This is a genomic window from Streptomyces smyrnaeus (genome assembly GCF_017676345.1).
In the GTDB taxonomy this organism is placed as follows: domain Bacteria; phylum Actinomycetota; class Actinomycetes; order Streptomycetales; family Streptomycetaceae; genus Streptomyces; species Streptomyces smyrnaeus.
Map to the genome: position 1 here is coordinate 1 of NZ_JAFFZM010000040.1, position 19,162 is coordinate 19,162.

20 protein-coding genes are annotated in these 19,162 nt (G+C 70.9%); 10 read left to right on the forward strand and 10 right to left on the reverse strand.

Annotated features, from left to right (window positions below):
* The coding region (locus JW613_RS34470) for a short chain dehydrogenase (protein ID WP_209215082.1) at positions 1-617 on the reverse strand (617 nt) is incomplete at its 3' end.
* Positions 618-687: 70 nt separating this feature from the next.
* On the opposite strand from JW613_RS34470, the gene JW613_RS34475 reads away from it, so the two are divergent.
* Positions 688-1,602: a LysR family transcriptional regulator gene (locus JW613_RS34475; RefSeq protein WP_209215084.1), complete on the forward strand. Its 915-nt coding sequence runs from the start codon at positions 688-690 to the stop codon at positions 1,600-1,602.
* A gap of 59 nt (positions 1,603-1,661) precedes the next feature.
* On the opposite strand, the gene JW613_RS34480 is transcribed toward JW613_RS34475, so the two are convergent.
* The 3 genes from JW613_RS34480 to JW613_RS34490 all read right to left on the reverse strand — a co-directional run bounded on the left by JW613_RS34480 (position 1,662) and on the right by JW613_RS34490 (position 4,052).
* Positions 1,662-2,804 (reverse strand): MerR family transcriptional regulator, encoded by a 1,143-nt coding sequence (locus JW613_RS34480; protein WP_372448045.1) that lies wholly within the window; start codon positions 2,802-2,804, stop codon positions 1,662-1,664.
* 122 nt (positions 2,805-2,926) lie between these two features.
* Complete coding sequence (locus tag JW613_RS34485; protein ID WP_307866152.1) at positions 2,927-3,091, reverse strand: ArsR/SmtB family transcription factor; 165 nt, start codon at positions 3,089-3,091, stop codon at positions 2,927-2,929.
* 25 nt (positions 3,092-3,116) lie between these two features.
* On the reverse strand, positions 3,117-4,052 hold the full coding sequence (locus JW613_RS34490) for an NAD(P)-dependent oxidoreductase (RefSeq protein WP_209215088.1): 936 nt from the start codon (positions 4,050-4,052) through the stop codon (positions 3,117-3,119).
* A 70-nt stretch (positions 4,053-4,122) separates the two neighbouring features.
* On the opposite strand from JW613_RS34490, the gene JW613_RS34495 reads away from it, so the two are divergent.
* The gene (locus JW613_RS34495; RefSeq protein ID WP_209215090.1) at positions 4,123-4,485 is read left to right on the forward strand and encodes a winged helix-turn-helix transcriptional regulator; all 363 of its coding nucleotides are present in this window, start codon (positions 4,123-4,125) and stop codon (positions 4,483-4,485) included.
* A 159-nt stretch (positions 4,486-4,644) separates the two neighbouring features.
* Here JW613_RS34495 and JW613_RS34500 read toward each other — a convergent pair whose 3' ends face one another.
* The 4 genes from JW613_RS34500 to JW613_RS34515 form a co-directional block, all read right to left on the reverse strand.
* Positions 4,645-5,061, reverse strand: a complete 417-nt coding sequence (locus tag JW613_RS34500; protein ID WP_209215098.1) for a nuclear transport factor 2 family protein — start codon at positions 5,059-5,061, stop codon at positions 4,645-4,647.
* 160 nt (positions 5,062-5,221) lie between these two features.
* The gene (locus JW613_RS34505) at positions 5,222-5,974 is read right to left on the reverse strand and encodes an SDR family NAD(P)-dependent oxidoreductase (RefSeq protein WP_209215100.1); all 753 of its coding nucleotides are present in this window, start codon (positions 5,972-5,974) and stop codon (positions 5,222-5,224) included.
* Positions 5,975-6,065: 91 nt separating this feature from the next.
* Positions 6,066-6,497 carry an Rrf2 family transcriptional regulator gene (locus tag JW613_RS34510; protein WP_209215102.1) on the reverse strand — a complete coding sequence of 144 codons (432 nt, stop codon included), beginning with the start codon at positions 6,495-6,497 and terminating at the stop codon, positions 6,066-6,068.
* Between the two features lie 109 nt (positions 6,498-6,606).
* Positions 6,607-8,103 carry an FAD/NAD(P)-binding protein gene (locus JW613_RS34515; protein ID WP_209215104.1) on the reverse strand — a complete coding sequence of 499 codons (1,497 nt, stop codon included), beginning with the start codon at positions 8,101-8,103 and terminating at the stop codon, positions 6,607-6,609.
* Positions 8,104-8,261: 158 nt separating this feature from the next.
* Here JW613_RS34515 and JW613_RS34520 point away from each other — a divergent pair, with 158 nt between their 5' ends.
* The 4 genes from JW613_RS34520 (at position 8,262) to JW613_RS34535 (ending at position 11,320) form a co-directional block, all read left to right on the forward strand.
* Positions 8,262-9,437, forward strand: a complete 1,176-nt coding sequence (locus JW613_RS34520; RefSeq protein ID WP_245226878.1) for a LuxR C-terminal-related transcriptional regulator — start codon at positions 8,262-8,264, stop codon at positions 9,435-9,437.
* Between the two features lie 84 nt (positions 9,438-9,521).
* Entirely contained in the window at positions 9,522-9,974 is a 453-nt protein-coding gene (locus JW613_RS34525) for a helix-turn-helix domain-containing protein (protein WP_245226880.1), read from the forward strand.
* A 136-nt stretch (positions 9,975-10,110) separates the two neighbouring features.
* Complete coding sequence (locus JW613_RS34530; protein ID WP_209215108.1) at positions 10,111-10,779, forward strand: hypothetical protein; 669 nt, start codon at positions 10,111-10,113, stop codon at positions 10,777-10,779.
* Between the two features lie 193 nt (positions 10,780-10,972).
* Entirely contained in the window at positions 10,973-11,320 is a 348-nt protein-coding gene (locus JW613_RS34535) for a DUF2516 family protein (RefSeq protein ID WP_099886605.1), read from the forward strand.
* Positions 11,321-11,371: 51 nt separating this feature from the next.
* Here JW613_RS34535 and JW613_RS34540 read toward each other — a convergent pair whose 3' ends face one another.
* Positions 11,372-12,961, reverse strand: a complete 1,590-nt coding sequence (locus JW613_RS34540; RefSeq protein WP_209215110.1) for a fused response regulator/phosphatase — start codon at positions 12,959-12,961, stop codon at positions 11,372-11,374.
* A gap of 362 nt (positions 12,962-13,323) precedes the next feature.
* Positions 13,324-14,475 carry an NlpC/P60 family protein gene (locus tag JW613_RS34545; protein ID WP_307866153.1) on the reverse strand — a complete coding sequence of 384 codons (1,152 nt, stop codon included), beginning with the start codon at positions 14,473-14,475 and terminating at the stop codon, positions 13,324-13,326.
* A 317-nt stretch (positions 14,476-14,792) separates the two neighbouring features.
* Between JW613_RS34545 and pstS the strand changes: the two genes are divergently transcribed.
* From pstS to pstB, 4 genes are all read left to right on the forward strand, one after another.
* On the forward strand, positions 14,793-15,917 hold the full coding sequence (gene pstS / locus JW613_RS34550; RefSeq protein ID WP_099882449.1) for a phosphate ABC transporter substrate-binding protein PstS: 1,125 nt from the start codon (positions 14,793-14,795) through the stop codon (positions 15,915-15,917).
* Positions 15,918-16,179: 262 nt separating this feature from the next.
* Entirely contained in the window at positions 16,180-17,175 is a 996-nt protein-coding gene (gene pstC, locus JW613_RS34555; protein WP_209215114.1) for a phosphate ABC transporter permease subunit PstC, read from the forward strand.
* A complete protein-coding gene (gene pstA / locus JW613_RS34560) occupies positions 17,172-18,245 on the forward strand; it encodes a phosphate ABC transporter permease PstA (protein WP_209215116.1) in 1,074 nt (357 codons plus the stop codon). Before pstC ends, pstA begins: the two co-directional genes overlap by 4 nt.
* 15 nt (positions 18,246-18,260) lie before the next feature.
* Positions 18,261-19,037, forward strand: a complete 777-nt coding sequence (gene pstB, locus JW613_RS34565) for a phosphate ABC transporter ATP-binding protein PstB (protein WP_099882454.1) — start codon at positions 18,261-18,263, stop codon at positions 19,035-19,037.
* Positions 19,038-19,162: the final 125 nt, after the last annotated feature.

The following is a 19,162-nucleotide window of genomic DNA, read 5'->3' on the forward strand; positions in this document are numbered from 1 at the left end:
GGCTCGTAGATCCGTCCCGTGTGGCCGCCCTCCACCGAGCGGACGTACGCCTGGGCGACGTCCGCGAGGTCCACCGGCCGGACACCGGGGAAGAAGTCGCCGTAGTCCGGGACGCTCTCGGTGAAGAGCGTGGGGCTGACGGCGTTGACGCGCTGCGGAGCGATCTCGATGGCCGCGGCCCGTACGAAGGCTTCCACGGCGCCGTTGGCCATGGAGGCGGCACTGCCGGACGGGATGGGTTCGCGGGTCAGCACGCCGCTGATCAGCGTGAACGAACCGCGTTCGGCCACGCGCGGCACGCCCTGCCGCACGAGTTCGAGCTGGCTGAGGACCTTGCCGTGGAAGGCGGCGGTGTAGTCGGCGGCCGTCATCCGGGCCACCGGCTTGTACGGCACGTCACCGGCTGTGCTGACCACGGCGTCCAGCGGCCCGCCCGCCGCGCGCGCCGCCGCGTCCGCCGCCTCGTACAGGGCCGTCACCTGCTCGGGGTCGGCGATGTCGTAGCGCAGGTCGCCGCCGGTGCGGCCGACGGTGAACAGCTGGTGGCCTCGTTCGGCCAGTGCGGAGCGCACCGCGGTGCCCAGCGTGCCTGTGGCGCCTATGAGAAGAATGTTCATGCCCAGGACGCTAGGGCCCCGTCCGCTGTGCGGGGAAATGCCGATTGTGCAGGACCTATGCTCAGTGGTTATGAATGTGGAGCTGCGGCATCTGCGCGCACTGGCCGCCATCGGTGACGAGGGCACCATCACGGGCGCGGCCCATGTCCTGCACATCAGCCAGCCGGCGCTCTCCCGTACCCTCGACCAGTTGGAGACACGGCTGAACACCCGGCTCGTCGAGCGGACCACCCGGCGACTGGAGCTGACCGAGGCGGGCCGACGACTCTCGGAGCGTGCGCACCGGGTGCTACGGGAGTTCGACGACGCGCTCGAGGAGGTTGCGACGGGGCCACGACCCCTGCGGATCGGCTTCCCCTGGGGGTCGCTCGGCCGCCACACCGTGCCGCTGCTGCGCTCCTGGCGTGCGGAGCATCCGGACACGCCGCTGGGCGTGCGCCGGTGCGACGACCCCGAGGCGGAGCTGCGGCGGGGTGGACTCGACGCGGCCTTCCTGCGGAAGCGCCCCGCACCCGGTTCGGGGCTGGAGGCGCTCGCTCTGTACGAGGAGTCCCGGATGGCGGCCGTACCGGAAGGCGATCCGCTCGCCGAACGCGCCACGGTGCGGCTGGCCGACCTGGCGCCGCGCCCGGTCGCCATCTGCGCGACCGCCGCCACCACCAGCGCCGAACTGTGGCCCGAGGAGGCGCGACCGCACACGTTCGAGGTGGCCAACGTGGACGAATGGCTCACCGCGATCGCCACCGGGGACTCCGTCGGTGTGACCGCGGAGAGCACTCGTCACAGCTATCCGCACCCCGGCGTCCGATATCTCCCGCTCGCCGACGCGGACCCGGTCACCGTCCAGTTGGTGTGGCCGCACACCCCGACCCACCCGGCCACCAAGGCCCTCCGCGACCACGCCGCCCGACTGCTGCGGCGCCGACCGCCCCGTACGGGGAGCGCGGGCAGCGGCAGCGCTCGGGCTGCCGCGATGTCACCCTGACGTTGCGCGAGGTTGTGCCCTGACGTTGTCCCAACGGCTGCAGCGTCCCGGCGGCGCGGTCACCCCGCAGCGCCGTCGGCCCGCACCACGTCGGCGACCACACAGCTCACGTTGTCGGGTCCGCCCGCCCGGTTGGCCGACTCGACCAGTGCGCGCACCGCCTGCGCCGGGTCGGCGACGGTGGCGGCGGTCTCCCGGATGTCCGCCGTGGGCACGACCGCGGACAGGCCGTCCGAGCACAGCAGATACCGGTCGCCGAGGCGCGCCTCGCGGAGCTTGGTGTCGACGGTGCCGCCCTCCACCTCACCCGCACCGCCCGCACCGCTCCCCGTCAAGGCGCGGGCCAGCAGGGCGGGCTGTGGGCAGGAGGCGGCCTCCTCGGGGGTCAACCGCCCCTCGGCGAGCAGTTTCCGCGCCAGCGTGTGGTCCTCGGTGAGTTGGCAGAGTTCGCCGTCCCTCAGCAGATGGGCGCGGGTGTCGCCGATATGGACGAGGGCGAGCCGGGAGCCGTTCCACAGCAGTGCCGTGAGGGTGGTGCCGGCGTCCTCCGCCGCGACACCACGCACGGCGCGGCCCGCCTCCCGGCCCGCCTCCTCGACGGCGTCCTCCAACGCGTTGAGCAGGTCACCGGCCGGGAGGTCCGCCGTCTCCAGTCGGCGGAGCGCCGCGACAGCAGCCGCGCTCGCCTCCTCTCCCCCGGTGCCGAACCCGTCGGCGACGGCCAGCAGTCGCGCGCCCGCGTACACCGTGTCCTGGTTGCTCTCCCGCATCCGGCCGGTGTCGGACAGGGCCGCGTAGCGGATGGCCAAGGGAGCGTCGGGGGTGCTTTCCAAGGTGAAGGGCACGGCTGCGGGTTCCTTCCGTGACAGATGGTCGACGAGGAGGGTGGCCAGATCCCGACGCGCCGCGACCTCCGCCTCGGTCTCCGCCCAGTACGCCCGCACTTCAGCGGCGGCTGCCGCGTCCGCTGCCGCCGCCAGATCGCATACGCGCCTGATGCGGGCCAGCGGCATGCCCAGGCGGCGCAACCAGGCCACCAGTCGGGCACGCTCCAGCTGTTCGGGCGCGTAGTAGCGGTAGCCGCTCACCGGGTCGACGCGGGCCGGGGCCAGCAGGCCGAGCTCGTCGTACAGCCGCAGGGCCTTGGGCGAGAGCCGCGACGCCTTGGCGAAGGCTCCGATGGTCAGCGGGCCGGTGTCCATGTCCATACCCGTCCTCCCTCCTCACCGGGCTCCGCACCCGGCCCCGCCGATACTGCGGCTTCCCCCGAGGTGAAGGTCAACCGGTCGTCGTCGGCGCGGCCCGGCCGGTGCCCACCGGCCGGTCAGCCGGTCAGCCGGTCGCCGAGCGGGCTACGGCGGTACCGGACGTGCCGACCGTCGCGTGCCTTGGTCACCAGCCCCGTCTCGTGCAGTACACGCAGCTGTTGGGAGACGGCGCTCGGCGTGACACCGAGGCGGCGCGCGAGTTGCGGTCCCCGCGCGGGCACCCGCGACTACGCCGTCGGCGACCGGTCAGTGACGTCCCAGCACCTCTGCGATCCGGCTGAGCCCGTCCGTGCCGTGCCCCAGCCCGATCGTACGGCGGGCCCAGCCCTCAGCAGCACGCATCACCCCCGCGTCGATGCCGTGCTCCTCGGAGGCGTGCACGATGTGCGCCATGGAAGAGGCCCCCGAGGTGAGCGGGTTGGTCTCCCCCGAGAAGGTGCCGTCGTCCACGTCGTCGGCCCACTCCTCGAAGAGCGGCGGGAGGATCTCGGCGATGCCCTTGGCGAACGGCGCCAGTTCCCGCCCGCTGATGCCCTCCGCGCGGGCCACCGCGAGGGCGTGCGCGTAACCCGCCGACGCGGTCCAGAAGATGTCGAGCAGTGCGACGTCGTAGGCGGCCGCGCGCGAGATCTCCGTACCGAGGTGGGTGTGGGTACCGCCGAGCGCCCGCAGCACGGGCAGATGCTGCTCGTAGGGCTCCAGCGGGCCGCTGTGCAGGAAGACGGCGTCGGGGGTGCCGATCGTGGGGGTCGGCGTCATGATCGCGCCGTCCAGATAGTGGATGCCGTGCCGGGCGGCCCAGTCGGCGGTGTCCCGGGCACGGGCCGGGGTGTCGGCGCTCAGGTTCACGACCGTACGGCCCTTGAGCGCCTCGGTGACGGCGTCGCGCCGCAGGACGGCGTCCGCCGCGTCGTAGTTGACCACGCAGACGACGGTCAACTCACCGGCGGCGACCGCCTCCTCGGCGGTAGCGGCACTCGTCGCGCCCCGTTCGACCAGTTCGCGGTCCTTGCCCGGGGTCCGGTTCCAGACGGTGGTCCGTATCCCCGCGTCCAGGAACGCGCCGGCCAGTGCCTGCCCCATCGGCCCGAGCCCCAGCACCGTCACGGCGGACTCGCCCGCTGCGGACGACCGGTGGGCGGAAGACGGACGGCCGGTGGTTTGTTCGTTGGAGGAAGACATGCTGCAACTCCCGTGCGAATAGGATGAACAACGACACAAGGCCTACAAGAGGCTGACAAAGGGGACGACCATGACGCGCAGCCGTGCCCAGGATCCGAACGTGTGCGGGGTGACCGCCGCCATCTCCGTGATCGACGGCAAGTGGAAGACCGCGCTGCTCTGGCAGCTGGAGTCGGGCCCGCGCCGCCCCGGTGAGCTCCGCAGAAATCTGCCGGGCCTCACCGAGAAGGTGCTGGCTCAGGCACTCCGCGAGATGGAGACGGACGGCCTCGTGCACCGCGAGGTGTACGACGTGCTACCGCTGAAGACCGAGTACTCCCTGACCCCGTTCGGCCGCGACCTGGCCGAGGCGCTGGCACCGCTGTCGGACTGGGGCCACCGCCGCCTGGAGATGCTCGCCGGGGCCGTGGCGCCGCCGACACCGGTCTCCTGAGGCCCTGTTCCACCGCCGCGTCCGCCGCACCCGTCACCTCCCCGACTCCGTGCTCCCCGCGGGCCGGCCGTCGTCCGACCGGCCACCACCAGAGTCGCCCGACTGTCCGGCGCTGCCAAGTACCCACAAAAAAGTGGCTGCCCCCGCCCCCTGCCGGCGTCAGCCGGCGTCGAACGCCTTCTCCACGGCCAATGTGTCCTCGTACAGGTGCATACGGACGATCCGGTTGTCCTCGACCATCAGGTGCATGGCCACCGGTGTGGTGAACTCCTTCCCACTGGCCGCGACGGTGTGCGTGAAGACCGCCAGCAGCACCGCGTCACCGCCGTCGACGACGACGCGCTCCAGCACGACCTTGCTCCTGCCGGGCGCGAAGTGCGGCCACATCGTGGTGAAGTACGGCGCGACCTCCTCCCGGCGGGTACGGCGTCCGGTCCAGGGCAGCGCGTCACTGCCGGGGACGTGCCAGTCGATCTCCTCGGCGAACAGCTCCTGGATGCCGTCGGGGTCCTGCCTGCCGAGGCGCTCCACGAACTTCTCGGCCACGGTCCGCGAGGTCCGAGTATCTGCTGCCATCGTCCTTGCCCTTCGTCTTTTCGTTCGGATGAGGTGTTCGTTCGGATGAGGTGGAGGTGTGCCGGTCGGGCCCCGGCCCTGGAACAGCAAGTGCTTGCCGCGCAGCGGCCCGCCGAGTTGCCTGGAGCGTCGATCACGTCGCCTGTCGCCGATCCGGCGCCTAGAGCTGTGTGACGCCGCCGTCGACGAACAGTTCCGCGCCGGTGGTGAAGGTGCTCTGGTCGCCGGCCAGGTGGAGGGCGGAGGCGGCGACCTCGTCGGGGTGGCCGGCGCGGCCGAGCGGGGTCGTCGGGGCGGGCTCGGCCGCGGTGGGCAGATCGCCGTACGGGAAAGCGGCGAGGAGTTCGTTCAGGCCCGGGGTCTCGACAGGACCGGGGGTGAGGGCGTTGACGCGGATTCCGCGGCCGGCCAGTTCGGCGGCCCAGGTGCGGGCGAGGCTGCGGATCGCGGCCTTGGTGGCGGCGTAGACGCCCAGGCCCGGGGTGGCCCGCAGGGCCGCGCTGGAGGAGAGCAGCAGCACCGAGGCGCCGGTCGTCAGCAGCGGCAGCGCCTTTTGGACGGTGAAGACCGTGCCCTTGAGATTGATCGAGGTGGTGCGGTCGTACTCCTCCTCGGTGATCGCACCGAGCGGGCCGTACTCCCCGACCCCGGCGTTGGCCACCACGACGTCCAGGCGGCCACTGCGGTCCGCGATCTCGGCGAAGAGCCGGTCGAGGTCGCCGAGGTCCGAGGCATCGGCCTGGATGGCGATGCCTCGGGCCCCGACCTGCGCGACGGCGGCGTCCAGCGCGGCCTTGCGGCGCCCGGTCAGGTAGACGGTCGCGCCCTCGGCGGCGAAACGGCGGGCGATTGCCAGGCCGATGCCGCTGGAGGCGCCGGTGACGAGGGCGGTCTTGTCGTCCAGCTGTCCCATGAGTCTCTCCGATCTTGATGTAACCATTTTGGTTACATTGGTGGGTGCGGAATGCACTCCCCCTCGACAAGGGGAAGCCGACGGTCCGAGGTCAGGCGGCTTTCAAGATGTCCCGCAGCACGTCCTCCAGCGTGGTCTTGGCCAACTCCCCGCGCAGGGCGGCCTCCACATCGTCGTACACGGCGGTCATCGCCGGCCCGATTCCATGGCCCACGACGCACTCCGGGTCCGGTGCCGCGCGATGCATGGCGAAGACCGGCCCCGGCTCGATCGCCTGGTAGACGTCGAGCAGGGTGATCGCCGCCAGGTCCCGCGCGAGCATCCAGCCCGCCCCCGCGCCCCGCCGCGAATCGACCAGGCCGGCCTTGCTCAGCTTGGCCAGCAGGCGGCGGATCACCACCGGGTTGGTGTTGGCGCTCGCCGCGATCTGCTCGGAGGTGGCGACCTCGTGGCCTCGCCGCTGGTACAGCCCGATCCAGGTCAGGGCGTGCGCCGCGATGGTCAGCCTGCTGTTGGCACTCACGTCGGACTCCACCTCCTTCGCCCCTCGGCCTAGTCGTAACGTTAATTGTTACGACCCCAGGGGGCAAGCCCTCGGGGCGGCGGACCGGGCCATGGTGGGTGCCTGGGCGTCACGGTGCCCGGAGGGCCTGTGCGGTGCGGGACGCCTGGGCAGCGAGGCCGGCGATGCTCGAAGTGATGAACGACGCGCCACCGGTCAGATCGCCGACAATGTGCAGGTGCTGGTCTGCCGGGTTCAACCCGCCGGACGGGTGGAGGGTGGCCAGGCCGGAGTCCGCCAGGGACCGGACCAGTTCCTCGGCGGCGGCCGAAATGGCCTGTGGCTGCGGATTCACGGCGTTGACCACGGTGCCCGCGGTGTGGGCGCCGTCCTCGTCCCGCACGCGGAACCCTCCGTGCACCGGTTCGATCGCCTGAACGCCACCAGCGACGGTGAGTTGACCGGCCTCCAGGAGCCTCAGCAAGGTGGCGGCGTTCGCCGGAATCATGGGCGAGGCCACGCTGGTGGCGGTGCGCAGGTGACGCCGGAGCCGCACCCGGTCGGATTCGGGCAGCAGCCGCCACACATGAGGGCCGACGGTATGCGCCGTCTCCTGGAGCACGCGCCGGCCGATGCGGGGATCGTCGACGGCGGCGATCTGCCGCCGCAGCCGCTGAACCGGACTGATGGCCTCGATGTGGAGGAGCTCGGCCATGAGCGCGTCGAAATCCTCCCCGGCGTCCGCCAGCTCAGTACGCAGCAGCCCGACGAGGTCGTCGAGCGTGACGTTCCCGCGTGCCTCGCGCAGCGCCGACACCCGTTCGACGGTCAGCTGCCGCGGTCGCCGGTCGACCGGACGCTGCCAGACGCGCGGCAGCACTCCGCTGCGCGACAGGAGCGTGATCCGCCCTCGATGCCCGCGCGCGGCGAGCGAAACGGCCACGTCCACGGCGGTCAGACCACTGCCGATGACCGCGACATCGTCCCCGGCCGGGACTGAGGCCAGTGTGTCGGCCAGCGGATAAGGGTCGGCTGTGAAGCCCGGGTTGCCGGTGAGTCCGTACAGATCCGGAGGCGCTCCTCCACCTGTGCACAGCGCTACCTGAGTGGCCCCGTACTCGTGTGCGTCGTGGGTGCGCAGTACGAGACGGGCTCCGCGGCGGACGATCCCGGTCACGCGGGCGACCACCACGCGGACGGACCACCCCTGCTCGCCCAAGGCGGCGATGGCCTTCTCGGCGGTGTGCACCAGATACTCGCCGTAGAGCGCACGCGGGACCAACGGCTGCCCCAGGAGCACGTCGATGTGGTCAGCACCTCGTTCGCCCAGCCAAGCCGCATAGTGGCCGAAGTCGCCGTTGCGGATCGACATCATGGCCGGTGGCGCGTTCACCAGGACCGAATCCAGGTCAGGGCCGTATGGCCGACCCCGCCACAGTTGCGGCGACGGCTCGAAGACGGTGAGCGTGCCGCTCCCGGCCGAGGTCCCGTCCTGCTCGGCGGCCAGCGCGTCGAGGAGCCCGACCGCTGCCGCACCGCCTCCGACGATTGCGATGTCGCTGTCTGTGCCTGCGTCTGCGTCTGCGTCTGCGTCTGCGCCGATGCCTATGTCTATGCCGATGTTCATGTTTTCCCTCTCCGTCGGTCGTGTTGTCGGCGACCTTCGCCGACGCCGTCGGAGAACCCCATCCCGCGCCGACGGGCCAAGGGCCGGTAACGCCCCCCTCAGATGGGGGGTTGGTGCTGTGCGGCGGCCTTGGGATGCTGACCGGCGGAGGGATGCGCATGACCGATCCACGCCGGCCGGTGTTGTCGGCCGCCGAACAGGCCGCCGACGCATCGGAGCTGTTCAGCCGGGCCTCGGCCCGGCTGCGCCGCCTTGTGCCGTACCAGTCGGCCGTGTGGACGGCCGCCGACCCGGAGACCGGCCTGATCACGGCGCCGATGCTGGTGGAGAACCTCAGCGCCGGTGAGGGCTGTGCCACGTACTGGGAGAGTGAGCTCCTGGAGGAGAACGTCGTACCGTTCCGCGAGTTGGCCCGCGCATCGGTACCGGCGGCCGGGTTGCGCGCGGCCACCGACGATCTGCCCGCCCGCAGCGCCCGCTTCCGGCGCCTGCTGCTCGGCCAGGGCGTACACGACGAACTGCGCGCCGTACTACGGATCGGGAACCGGCCCTGGGGCCTGGTGAGCCTGTTCCGCACCACCGACGCCTTCCACCCGGACGAGATAGCGCTCCTCGCCGACCTTTCCCGCCCGCTGGCCGAGCGGCTGCGCGGATTCGCCCGACCGCCCGAGTCCGCTCCACGCACCGGTTCGCCCGCGCCCGGCCTGATCCTCTTCGACGCCTGCGGCGAAGCCATGTCGATCAACGACGAGGCGCGGCACCACCTCGCACTGCTGCCGCCGGGGCCTTCCTACGCCTCGGCGTTGGGGGTGGCACTGCCCATCTGGGTGATCGGCACGGCCCTGCAGGCACGGGCCATAGCCGACGGCTGGGACCACGGCAACGCCCGGGTACGCATCCGGACCACCGAAGGCCGCTGGCTGAGCTGCCACGCCTCCTGCCTCACCGGCCCCGGCGGCCTACCCGGCCCGGTGGCCCTCGTCATCGAGCCGGCGACGCCCGCCGACCTCGCGGTCCTGGTCGCCGATGCGTACGGTCTGACCTCCCGGGAGCTCCAGATCACCCAGCTCGTCGCGCGGGGGACGACCACCGCGGAGATAGCCACCACGCTCTTCCTCTCCCCGCACACGGTCCGCGACCACATCAAGACCGTCTTCGCCAAGGCCCGCGTCTCCAGCCGGGGCGAGTTGGTCGCCCGCCTGTTCACCGAGCACTACTGGCCCGCACTGCCGGAACCGACCGCCGTCCACCGCCCCGGCGAGCCCGCCGCCCATGCCCGAATCCTGGGTCCGACTCCTGAGCCCCTCGCACCACAGTCGTCCGCGGCGGATTGATCCCAAAGGCCACGACAGACGCCGTGCGCGACACTTGCAAGCGGCTTGCTTGCAATAGTTAGCGTTCGGGTGCACTCTGGAGTCATGGCCTCGCTCAATGTCGGGAACCTCGGCGAGTTCCTGCGGGAACAAAGACGGACCGCGAAGCTGTCGCTGCGGCAGCTCGCGGAGGCCGCCGGTGTCTCGAACCCGTATCTGAGCCAGATCGAGCGCGGGCTGCGCAAGCCGAGCGCGGAGATCCTGCAGCAGTTGGCCAAGGCGCTGCGGATCTCGGCGGAGACGCTCTATGTGCAGGCCGGAATTCTCGACGAGCGGGACCGGCAGGACCTGCTGCAGGTCCCCGCCGCGATTCTCGCGGACCCCTCGATGAACGAGCAGCAGAAGCAGGCGCTGCTCCAGATCTACGAGTCGTTCCGCAAGGAGAACGCCCCGCAGCGGGCGACCGCCCAGGACGCGGGGCCGACGGGACCGGCAGGACGGGCAGGACCGGCGGACGAGGAGCCTCGATCGCCGGAGCACGAACAGCAAGCGGAGTGACCACAAGCGGAGCAAGCAGCACCAGGGCCGCGGCGGTGCGGGCCACCGGCGTCGGGCGCCGGTTCCGGCGCGAGGCACCGTACGGACCGAACCGGCGGCTCTGTCAGGCGAGTTGAGCCACGAAAGGCGTACCCTCATGCCCCTCTCGAACGATCTGCGCAAGACCCTCACCGACCCGAAGCCCCTCTACGTCGCCGCGGGCGTCGTGGACAAGATCCGCGAAGAGGCGCCGCAGGCCCTCGCGGCGGTGCGGGAGGCGGACCCCAAGGAGGTCCAGGCGAAGCTCACCCAGCAGGCCAAGGAGACCCAGGCCAAGGTGGGTGAGACCCTCACCGGGCTGGACACCGACATCAAGAAGCTCCGCGAGCAGGCCCAGCACCTGGCGCTGCAGAGCGTCGGCGTCGCGGCGGAGTACGCGATCAAGGCGCGGGAGACGTACGACGAGCTGGCGGTGCGCGGCCGCGAGGCTGTCAAGAACTGGCGGGGCGAGAGCGACGACGACACCCCCGAGGTGACCGTGGAGCGCGAGCCCGCCCAGTCGGTGAAGATCGCCGAGCCGCCGGCCGAGGAGACCTCCGGGTCCGCCGCCGGCACGGGCAGCAAGTCCACCGGAGCCACCGGCACCAGCAGCAGCACCGGCGGCGCCAAGAGCAGCGCCCGTAAGTCCGCCGCCGGGGCCACGAAGAGCAGCAGCGGCAACGGCACCAGGACCGCCTCCGGTGCCAAGAAGACGACCGCCGCCCGCAAGACGAACGGCACCTCCACGCCCGCCGCCCGGAAGTCGGCTCCCAAGACCGACTCCTGAGCCGCGTGGGACGGCGCGGGGGAAGAGCGGAAGCCGAGGCGAACGAGGCCAGAGCGCAGAACGGGCCGGGCACCCCTCGTGGGCCCGGCCCGTTCCCTGAGCGCTGCGGTACCGTTGCGGCAAAGCCCCTTCGAGAGCGCGTCAACCGAGGCGACCGAGCCAGGGAACGACACCGACCGGGAGTGTGAGCACCATGCTGTTCGCGGGCTTTCAGGCCACAGTCTTCGGGCTGATCACCGTTGTGCTGCTCGCCTTGGCGCTGTTCGCCTTCGTGGACGCCGCCCTGCGGCGGGAGGACGCGTACCGGGCCACCGACAAGCAGAACAAGCAGTTCTGGCTGATCATCCTGGGCATCACGGTCCTGGTGAACCTGCTGGTGCCGATGTTCCTGCTGAAGATCATCGGGCTGATCGCCACGATCGTCTACATCGTCGATGTCCGCCCGGCGCTCAAGCAGATCATGGGCAACGGGCGAGGCGGCCGTCGCCCTCGCGGTGGCAGCAGCAGCGACGGGCCGTACGGGCCGTTCAACGGCCGGTGACGATGCCGTCAAGGTGAGCCGCCGGGAGGTGCCGGGCCGGTGCCCGAGGGCTCACCGGCCCCGGCCCAGCAGCAGGACCGCCACATCGTCGGTCAGCTCGCCCCCGTTGAGGCGGCGCACCTCGTCCATCGTCTCGTCCAGCAGCCGCTCGCCCTGCGCGCCCTCGGCCATCCGGCGGGCGACGATGTCGAGCATCCCCTGCTGGCCGAGCCGCTCCCGGCCCGGCGTCCGGCCGTCTCCGGCGCCCGCCCCGGTACGGCTCCCGTCGGTACGGCCCTTGTCGGCGCGGCCCTCCTCCGTACGGCCCTCGTCGACGCGGCCCTCGTGCACACGGCCCTCGATCAACCCGTCCGTGTACATCATCAGGTTCCAGGAGCGCCCCAGCGCGACCTGGCGGCGCGACCAGCGCGCGTCCGGCAGCAGTCCGAGCGCGGGTCCGCTCTCGTCCTCCGGCAGCAGCCGGGGCGCCGCGCCCGCGCCGTCGTCCGCGAACAGCGGCGAGGGGTGACCGGCCAGGCAGACGCCCGCGCTGCGGCCGTCGGCGGCGATGTCGACGGTGCACAGCGTCGCGAAGATCTCCTCGCTGTCCCGCTCGTTCTCCAGCACCTTCTGCAGGGTGCTCAACAGCGCGTCCCCGCACAGTCCGGCGAAGGTCAGGGCGCGCCAGGCGATGCGCAGTTCCACACCGAGCGCCGCCTCGTCCGGGCCGTGGCCGCACACGTCGCCGATCATGGCGTGGACGACGCCGTCGGGGGTGCGGACGGTGTCGTAGAAGTCGCCGCCGAGCAGGGCGCGGGAGCGGCCGGGCCGGTACCGTGCGGCGAACCGCAGATCGCTGCCCTCCAACAGCGGCCGGGGCAGCAGCCCGCGCTCCAGCCGGGCGTTCTCCTGCGCCCGCAGCCGGGTCTCGGTGAGCTGACGCTGGGCGAGGTCGGCCCGTTTGCGCTCCACCGCGTAGCGGATGGCGCGCATCAGCAGCCTGCCGTCCAGCTCGTCGCGGAAGAGGTAGTCCTGGGCCCCGACCCGTACGGCTTCGGCGGCCCGCTCGGCGTCGCTGCCGTCGGTGAGCGCGAGGACGGCGTGCCGGGGGGCCATCCGCAGCACGCGCCGCAGGATCTGCAGCTCGTCGGAGTCCGGGGCCGAGGCGCCGGGGACGGCGGGGGCACCGTAGGCGGAGGCGCCGGTCGCACCCGAACCACCGGCAGCGGCGGCAGCGCCCGAAGCGCCGGAGACACCCCGGACCGTACCGCCGGTGCCGGCGGGAGCCGCAGCCGCGCTGCCCGGGACGCCGCCGATACCGGGGATGGCGCCCGGGGGCGCGGCTTCCGGCAGCTCGGCGGGGAACCCCTCGGACGGCGCCTCGTCCGTGTCTCCGCGCGCCTCGCACGGCAGCGCGAGGTCCAGCAGGATGCAGTGGACATCGTCCGTGAGCAGCCGGGCGGCCTCGGTGAGGTTGCGGGCCGTACGGACCCGTACGGGCCTGCCGTACGCGTCGAGCATGCGGGGCACGCTCAGCGCACCGGCCGGGTCGTCCTCGATGACCAGCAGGGTCGGACTGCTGCCGGGTCCTTGGGCGGCCTGCCGGGCCGGCGCGTCGGCGGACTGCGCCGCCGCCCCGGCCTGGGGCGCGCTTACGGGCATGCTGAAACCTCTCCCTCCCCCGAGGGCGGGGTGCGCGCGCCGAACGGCGCCCACCATGGCTCAGCCCGGAACGGCGCGCGGTGGTCGGGCGCTCGTCATCCCGGGCATTCGAACAGGACCTTAACGCCCTCGTACGGACCGATGGAATGGCCGACGACAATCCGCCTCTGTCATATGCCCACAACAGAACGGGAGTTCACACCGCGATACGGCCGTTTTCACCGGCTCCCGCATGACCAAGCTCACGCGCCACCGGGCCTCGAAATACGCACACGTACGGAAATGGGCCCCAAGACGCGCTGTTCCTGCTACCACTCGTGACCCGCGCTCGCGCCCACCCTGTCGATTCCCGCAAATACGCCTTATTTGTCCGGGCGGACGACGCCCAGGATCGGCATGGTGCCCGCGCCCTCGACGGTGATCTGCCGACCGGTACGCGGCGCGTGCAGCAGCGCGCCGTCACCGACGTAGATGCCCACGTGGCTGGCGTCCTTCTTGTAGATGATCAGGTCTCCGGGGCGCATCTTCCCGACGGGCACATGCGGCAGCTGCTTCCACTGCTCCTGCGACGTACGCGGAATCCGCACCCCCGCCGCCTCCCAGGCGCGCATCGTCAACCCCGAGCAGTCGAAGGTGTCAGGGCCCTCGGCGCCCCACACATAGTCCTTGCCGAGCTGCTCGGTGGCCCACTCGATGGCGCGCCGACCGGCCGGGGAAGCCTTCCCCTTGAGTCCCTTCAGCACACCGGATTCGAGCCACTTGGCCTGCCGGGCCTTCGCCGCCTCGTCCTCCAGCTCGCGCAGCCGCTCCCGCTCCTCCTCCTTGAGGCCGGTCTCGATCTTCTTGGCCTGCTTCAGCTGGGCGGTGATCTTCTTCTTGGCGGCGGCCTTCTTCTTGCGGGTCTTCTCCAGTTTCTTCCACTCGGCCGTGGCGTCCTTGGCGTACCCCTGCAACCGGCCGCGGGTCTTGCTCAGCGAGCCGATGAAGCCCCGGGTGGCGTGCTGGCCCTTGCGCGCCAGGGAGACGCTGTGCAGGAACTTCTCCGGGTCGTCGCTGAGCAGCAGCTTGGCCTCGTCCGGCATGCCGCCGCTCCGGTACTGGGCACGGGCCATGGCGCCGGCCGTCTTGTTGAGCTCGTCCAACTTGTCCTGGGTGGCCTCGATACGCTTGGCGATCTTGACGATGTGCTTCTGCTGCTTCTTGACGGCGTCCTCGGCGGCGTTGTAGGCGTCCGTCGCCGAACCGGCCTTGTCGTGCAGCCGCTCGATCTGCTTCCGGATCTGCTCAAGCCCCGGTCCGCCGGCCCCGCTCTGCTCGTCGGCCCCGGTCTTGGCGTCGCCCTGTTCGTCGGCTCCGGCTCCGGCTCCGGTCTTGGTATCGCCCGGGTCCGGCCTCCCCGGCGCGGCGTACGCGGTACCCGGCGCGGCTCCTGCGAGCAGCGCCATGGTGCAGACCAGCACGAGCGCGCCGTACCGGCCGGACGGGAGGGTCGAGCTGCTCTGCGGCCGTCTCACCCGGGCCACCCCCTGGATATGGTCAACTTTGGCCGACGCAGCGGATAGTGCCATGCCGGCCGCGAAGACAACAGAGGGATGTACTGACGAGTATCAACAGGGCCCGCCCCGGAAGCTCCCACTCCCGAGGAGCACCGGGCTGACGGCCGAGGTTCACTCGGCGTTCACTCAGCTCCGTCGGCCGCTTCACCTGATCTGTCTAATTTCGGCCTTACCAAGAGCGCGGCACCCCCCGAGACAGGGACTGCGCCCCGTAGCCAGAGACCCCGACGGCCGGCCGGTCGTCGCTCCCGGGCCCAGGAAGGAACTGAACGAAAGTGAAGCTTCAGCGCACGATCCGGCTCCGCACCGCAGCTGTCGGCGCTCTCACGGTCTGTGGCGCCCTGGCCCTGAGCGCCTGCGGCTCGGACGACAACTCCGGCGGCTCCGGCAGCGACACCACCAAGGCCGCCAGCAAGATCAAGTGTGAGGGCGAGGGCAACCTCCTCGCCTCCGGCTCCAGCGCCCAGAAGAACGCCATGGACATCTGGACGCAGACCTACCAGTCGGCCTGCGGCAGCACCCAGATCAACTACAAGCCCACCGGCTCGGGCGCGGGCATCCAGGAGTTCCTCCAGGGCAAGACGGCGTTCGCGGGTTCCGACTCGGCGCTCAAGCCGGAGGAGGTCGCCAAGTCGAAGAAGGTCTGCAAGAGCGGCCAGGGCATCGACCTGCCGATGGTCGGCGGCCCGATCGCCGTCACGTACCACCTCGAAGGCGTCGAGGACCTGGTACTGGACGCCGACACGCTGGCCAAGATCTTCGACTCGAAGATCACCAAGTGGAACGACCCCGCGATCAAGAAGCTCAACCCGGACGCGAAGCTTCCGGGCAAGAAGATCCAGGCGTTCCACCGCTCCGACGAGTCGGGCACCACCGACAACTTCACCAAGTACCTCAACGCCGCCGCGCCCTCCTCCTGGAAGCACGAGCCGGAGAAGGCCTGGGCCGGCAAGGGCGGCCAGGGCGCCGACGGCTCCTCCGGCATCGCCACGAACGTCAAGCAGAACGACGGCTCCATCGGCTACGCCGAGCTCTCCTACGCCACCGGCAACGACCTCGACACGGTCAAGCTGGACACCGGCGCCAAGGAGCCGGTCGAGGCCACCGCGGACAACGCCTCCAAGGCGATCGCGGACGCCAAGGTCGTCGGCCAGGGCAAGGACCTCGCCCTGGAGCTGAACTACAAGACCAAGTCCGAGGGCGCCTACCCGATCGTCCTGGTGACGTACGAGATCGCCTGCGACAAGGGCAACAAGAAGGAATCGCTGGACGCGATGAAGTCCTTCCTGACGTACACCGCGAGCGAGGACGGCCAGAAGGCCCTCAAGGACAAGGGCTACGCCCCGATCCCCGACGAGATCATCACCAAGGTCCGCACCACCATCGACGGCCTGAGCTGACGGGCTGCCGCACCAGCGGCTCCCATCTCGCCGTCGCGGAGGGCACTGCCCCCACCGCGACGGCGAGGCCCCGGCGCAGCGGCCGGGCGTCCCGGCCGAAGGCGGGCGGCGCCCGGCGCGCCGCCACCCGCTCTCCCCGTGCAAACGGCGCCCCGAACGTCCCTGGACGAGGGGCCGCCAAGACTTCCGGTGCACCGCCAAAGGGCCGCCCGCGCAGCAACGCCGCTCGCGCAGCGACCCGCACCGTCAGACCGGAGAAACCATGGCTACCGAAAACCCACCCGCAACAGCGGGCCCCCCGGCCTCAGCGGCCTCAGCGGCCTCAGCGAAGGGCGCCACGCGCAAGGGTGATCGAATATTCCTCGGGCTCTCCCGGGGCTCCGGAATCACCCTCCTGGTGATCATGGCGGCCATCGCCGTCTTCCTCACCTGGCGAGCGGCGCTCGCCATCAACGCCGACGAGGCCAACTTCCTCACCAGCTTCGAGTGGGACGCCAACGCGAACCCACCGCGCTTCGGTATCGCGGTCCTCGCCTTCGGCACCGTCGTCAGCTCCGTCATCGCGATGGTGGTCGCGGTGCCGATCGCCGTCGGCATCGCACTGTTCATCTCGCACTACGCACCGCGCAAGCTGGCGACCCCGCTCGGCTACGTCATCGATCTGCTGGCGGCCGTCCCCTCGATCGTGTACGGCCTGTGGGGCGCGCTCTTCCTCGTTCCGCACCTGACCGGCCTGTACACCTGGCTGGACGAGTACTTCGGCTGGACCGGGATCTTCACCTACGAGGGCGGCGCCGCGCGCTCCCTGTTCACGGTCGGCATCCTGCTCGCGATCATGATTCTGCCGATCGTCACCAACGTCTCCCGCGAGGTCTTCCGGCAGTCGCCGAAGATGCAGGAGGAGGCGGCCCTCGCACTGGGCGCCACCCGGTGGGAGGTCATCCGCATGTCGGTGCTGCCCTTCGGCCGCTCCGGCGTCATCAGCGCCTCCATGCTGGGTCTGGGCAGGGCGCTGGGCGAGACGATGGCCGTCGCCACCGTCCTGTCCCCCAGCTTCCTGATCAAGGCCAGCCTGCTGCAGCCGGGCGGCGGCACGTTCGCGCAGAACATCGCCGCGGGCTTCAAGGAGGCCGGATCCATGGGCCGGGACGCGCTGATCGCCTCCGGCCTGGTCCTCTTCGTCATCACCCTGCTGGTCAACGGCGCGGCCCGGCTGATCATCGCGCGCCGCAAGGAGTACTCGGGAGCGAACGCATGAGCCAGACAGCTGTGGCCGACGCCCCCGTCGACGGCGCCCCGCTGCCCCTGCCCACGCTGAAGCAGCCGCGCCTGCCGCGCTGGGCCCCGCTCGGCCTGGCCGTCGTCGCCGCCGCGCTCGGCATCGGGATCGGGCTGGTGGCCGGGCTGGACAGCAGAATCCAGTGGGGTCTGATCGCCGCCGTCCTCTATCTCGGCCTCACCGCGGGTATCGCCGGCCGGGTCGAGGGTGTCCGGCAGGCCAAGGACCGGCTGGCGACCAGCGTCATCTGGGTCTGCTTCCTGCTGGCCGTCGTCCCCCTCGCCTCCCTGCTGTGGGAGACGATCGTCCGCGGTATCAAGGTCCTCGACGGCTACTTCCTGACCCACTCCATGAGCGGTGTGATCACCATGGAGCCGGGCGGCGGTATCTACCACGCGCTGATCGGCACCCTGGAGCAGGTCGGTCTGGCCACGCTGATCGCCGCACCCATCGGGCTGCTGACCGCGATCTACCTGGTCGAGTACGGCACGGGCCGACTGGCCAAGGCCATCACGTTCTTCGTGGACGTCATGACCGGCATCCCCTCGATCGTCGCCGGCCTGTTCATCCTCTCGTTCTGGATCATCATTCTCGACTTCGGCTACTCCGGGTTCGCGGGCGCGATGGCGCTGTCGATCCTGATGATGCCGATCGTCGTACGCTCGACGGAGGAGATGCTCAAGCTCGTCCCCAACGAGCTGCGTGAGGCGTCGCTGGCACTGGGTGTGCCGAAGTGGAAGACGATCCTCAGGGTCGTGCTGCCGACGGCCGTCGGCGGTATCACCACCGGCATCATGCTCGCCGTCGCGCGTATCGCGGGTGAGTCGGCCCCCATCCTGCTGCTGGTCTTCGGCTCGGCCGAGATCAACAACAATCCCTTCGAAGGCGCGCAGTCCTCGCTGCCGTATTTCATCTACGAGCAGTGGGCCCTCGGCAACGAGCCGTCCTACGACCGCGCCTGGGCAGCCGCCCTCGTGCTGATCGCCTTCGTCATGATCCTCAACCTGGTCGCCCGCGGCATCGCCCGCTGGAAGGCCCCCAAGCACTAAGAGGGTGATTCCCCCATGGCCAAGCGCATCGACGTCAGCGGCCTGACCGCCTACTACGGCAACTTCCGTGCCATCGACGACATATCCATGACCGTCGAGCCCCGCTCCGTGACCGCCTTCATCGGCCCCTCCGGCTGCGGCAAGTCGACCTTCCTGCGCACCCTCAACCGCATGCACGAGGTGACGCCCGGCGGACGCGTCGACGGCAAGGTGATGCTGGACGACGAGGACCTGTACGGCACCGGTGTCGACCCCGTCTCCGTGCGGCGCACCATCGGCATGGTCTTCCAGCGGCCCAACCCCTTCCCGACCATGTCCATCTACGACAACGTCGCGGCGGGGCTGCGGCTGAACGGCGAGCACCGCAAGAAGGACCTCGACGAGGTCGTCGAGCGCTCCCTCAAGGGCGCCAACCTGTGGAACGAGGTCAAGGACCGGCTGAACCGGCCGGGATCGGGCCTGTCCGGCGGACAGCAGCAGCGGTTGTGCATCGCCCGGGCCATCGCCGTCGAACCGCAGGTGCTGCTGATGGACGAGCCCTGCTCGGCGCTCGACCCGATCTCGACCCTGGCGATCGAGGACCTGATCGGGGAGCTGAAGGAGCGCTTCACCATCGTCATCGTGACGCACAACATGCAGCAGGCGGCGCGGGTTTCCGACCGCACCGCCTTCTTCAACCTCGCCGAGGTGGGTGCGCCCGGCAAGCTCGTCGAGATCGACGACACGGAGCGCATCTTCTCCAACCCGTCGGTCCAGGCCACCGAGGACTACATCTCCGGCCGCTTCGGCTGAGCCCTTGGGCCGGGCCGGCCTCGACCGCCCACCCCTTGACCGCCCGCGGTGCTGCATGGCGGTGCCACCGCGGGCATTTTCCTCGCCCCCTCCCTGTTCGTACCGGGGAGGGGGTGCCCCTTGGG

What these genes read in the sequence shown, in the direction of transcription:
- JW613_RS34475 (WP_209215084.1), top strand. Translation starts at nt 688, where the DNA reads ATGAATGTGGAGCTGCGGCATCTGCGCGCACTGGCCGCCATCGGTGAC.
- JW613_RS34480 (WP_372448045.1), bottom strand. Translation starts at nt 2,804, where the DNA reads ATGGACACCGGCCCGCTGACCATCGGAGCCTTCGCCAAGGCGTCGCGG.
- JW613_RS34490 (WP_209215088.1), bottom strand. Translation starts at nt 4,052, where the DNA reads ATGTCTTCCTCCAACGAACAAACCACCGGCCGTCCGTCTTCCGCCCAC.
- JW613_RS34495 (WP_209215090.1), top strand. Translation starts at nt 4,123, where the DNA reads ATGACGCGCAGCCGTGCCCAGGATCCGAACGTGTGCGGGGTGACCGCC.
- JW613_RS34500 (WP_209215098.1), bottom strand. Translation starts at nt 5,061, where the DNA reads ATGGCAGCAGATACTCGGACCTCGCGGACCGTGGCCGAGAAGTTCGTG.
- JW613_RS34505 (WP_209215100.1), bottom strand. Translation starts at nt 5,974, where the DNA reads ATGGGACAGCTGGACGACAAGACCGCCCTCGTCACCGGCGCCTCCAGC.
- JW613_RS34515 (WP_209215104.1), bottom strand. Translation starts at nt 8,103, where the DNA reads ATGAACATCGGCATAGACATAGGCATCGGCGCAGACGCAGACGCAGAC.
- JW613_RS34520 (WP_245226878.1), top strand. Translation starts at nt 8,262, where the DNA reads ATGACCGATCCACGCCGGCCGGTGTTGTCGGCCGCCGAACAGGCCGCC.
- JW613_RS34525 (WP_245226880.1), top strand. Translation starts at nt 9,522, where the DNA reads ATGGCCTCGCTCAATGTCGGGAACCTCGGCGAGTTCCTGCGGGAACAA.
- JW613_RS34530 (WP_209215108.1), top strand. Translation starts at nt 10,111, where the DNA reads ATGCCCCTCTCGAACGATCTGCGCAAGACCCTCACCGACCCGAAGCCC.
- JW613_RS34535 (WP_099886605.1), top strand. Translation starts at nt 10,973, where the DNA reads ATGCTGTTCGCGGGCTTTCAGGCCACAGTCTTCGGGCTGATCACCGTT.
- JW613_RS34540 (WP_209215110.1), bottom strand. Translation starts at nt 12,961, where the DNA reads ATGCCCGTAAGCGCGCCCCAGGCCGGGGCGGCGGCGCAGTCCGCCGAC.
- pstC (WP_209215114.1), top strand. Translation starts at nt 16,180, where the DNA reads ATGGCTACCGAAAACCCACCCGCAACAGCGGGCCCCCCGGCCTCAGCG.
- pstA (WP_209215116.1), top strand. Translation starts at nt 17,172, where the DNA reads ATGAGCCAGACAGCTGTGGCCGACGCCCCCGTCGACGGCGCCCCGCTG.
- pstB (WP_099882454.1), top strand. Translation starts at nt 18,261, where the DNA reads ATGGCCAAGCGCATCGACGTCAGCGGCCTGACCGCCTACTACGGCAAC.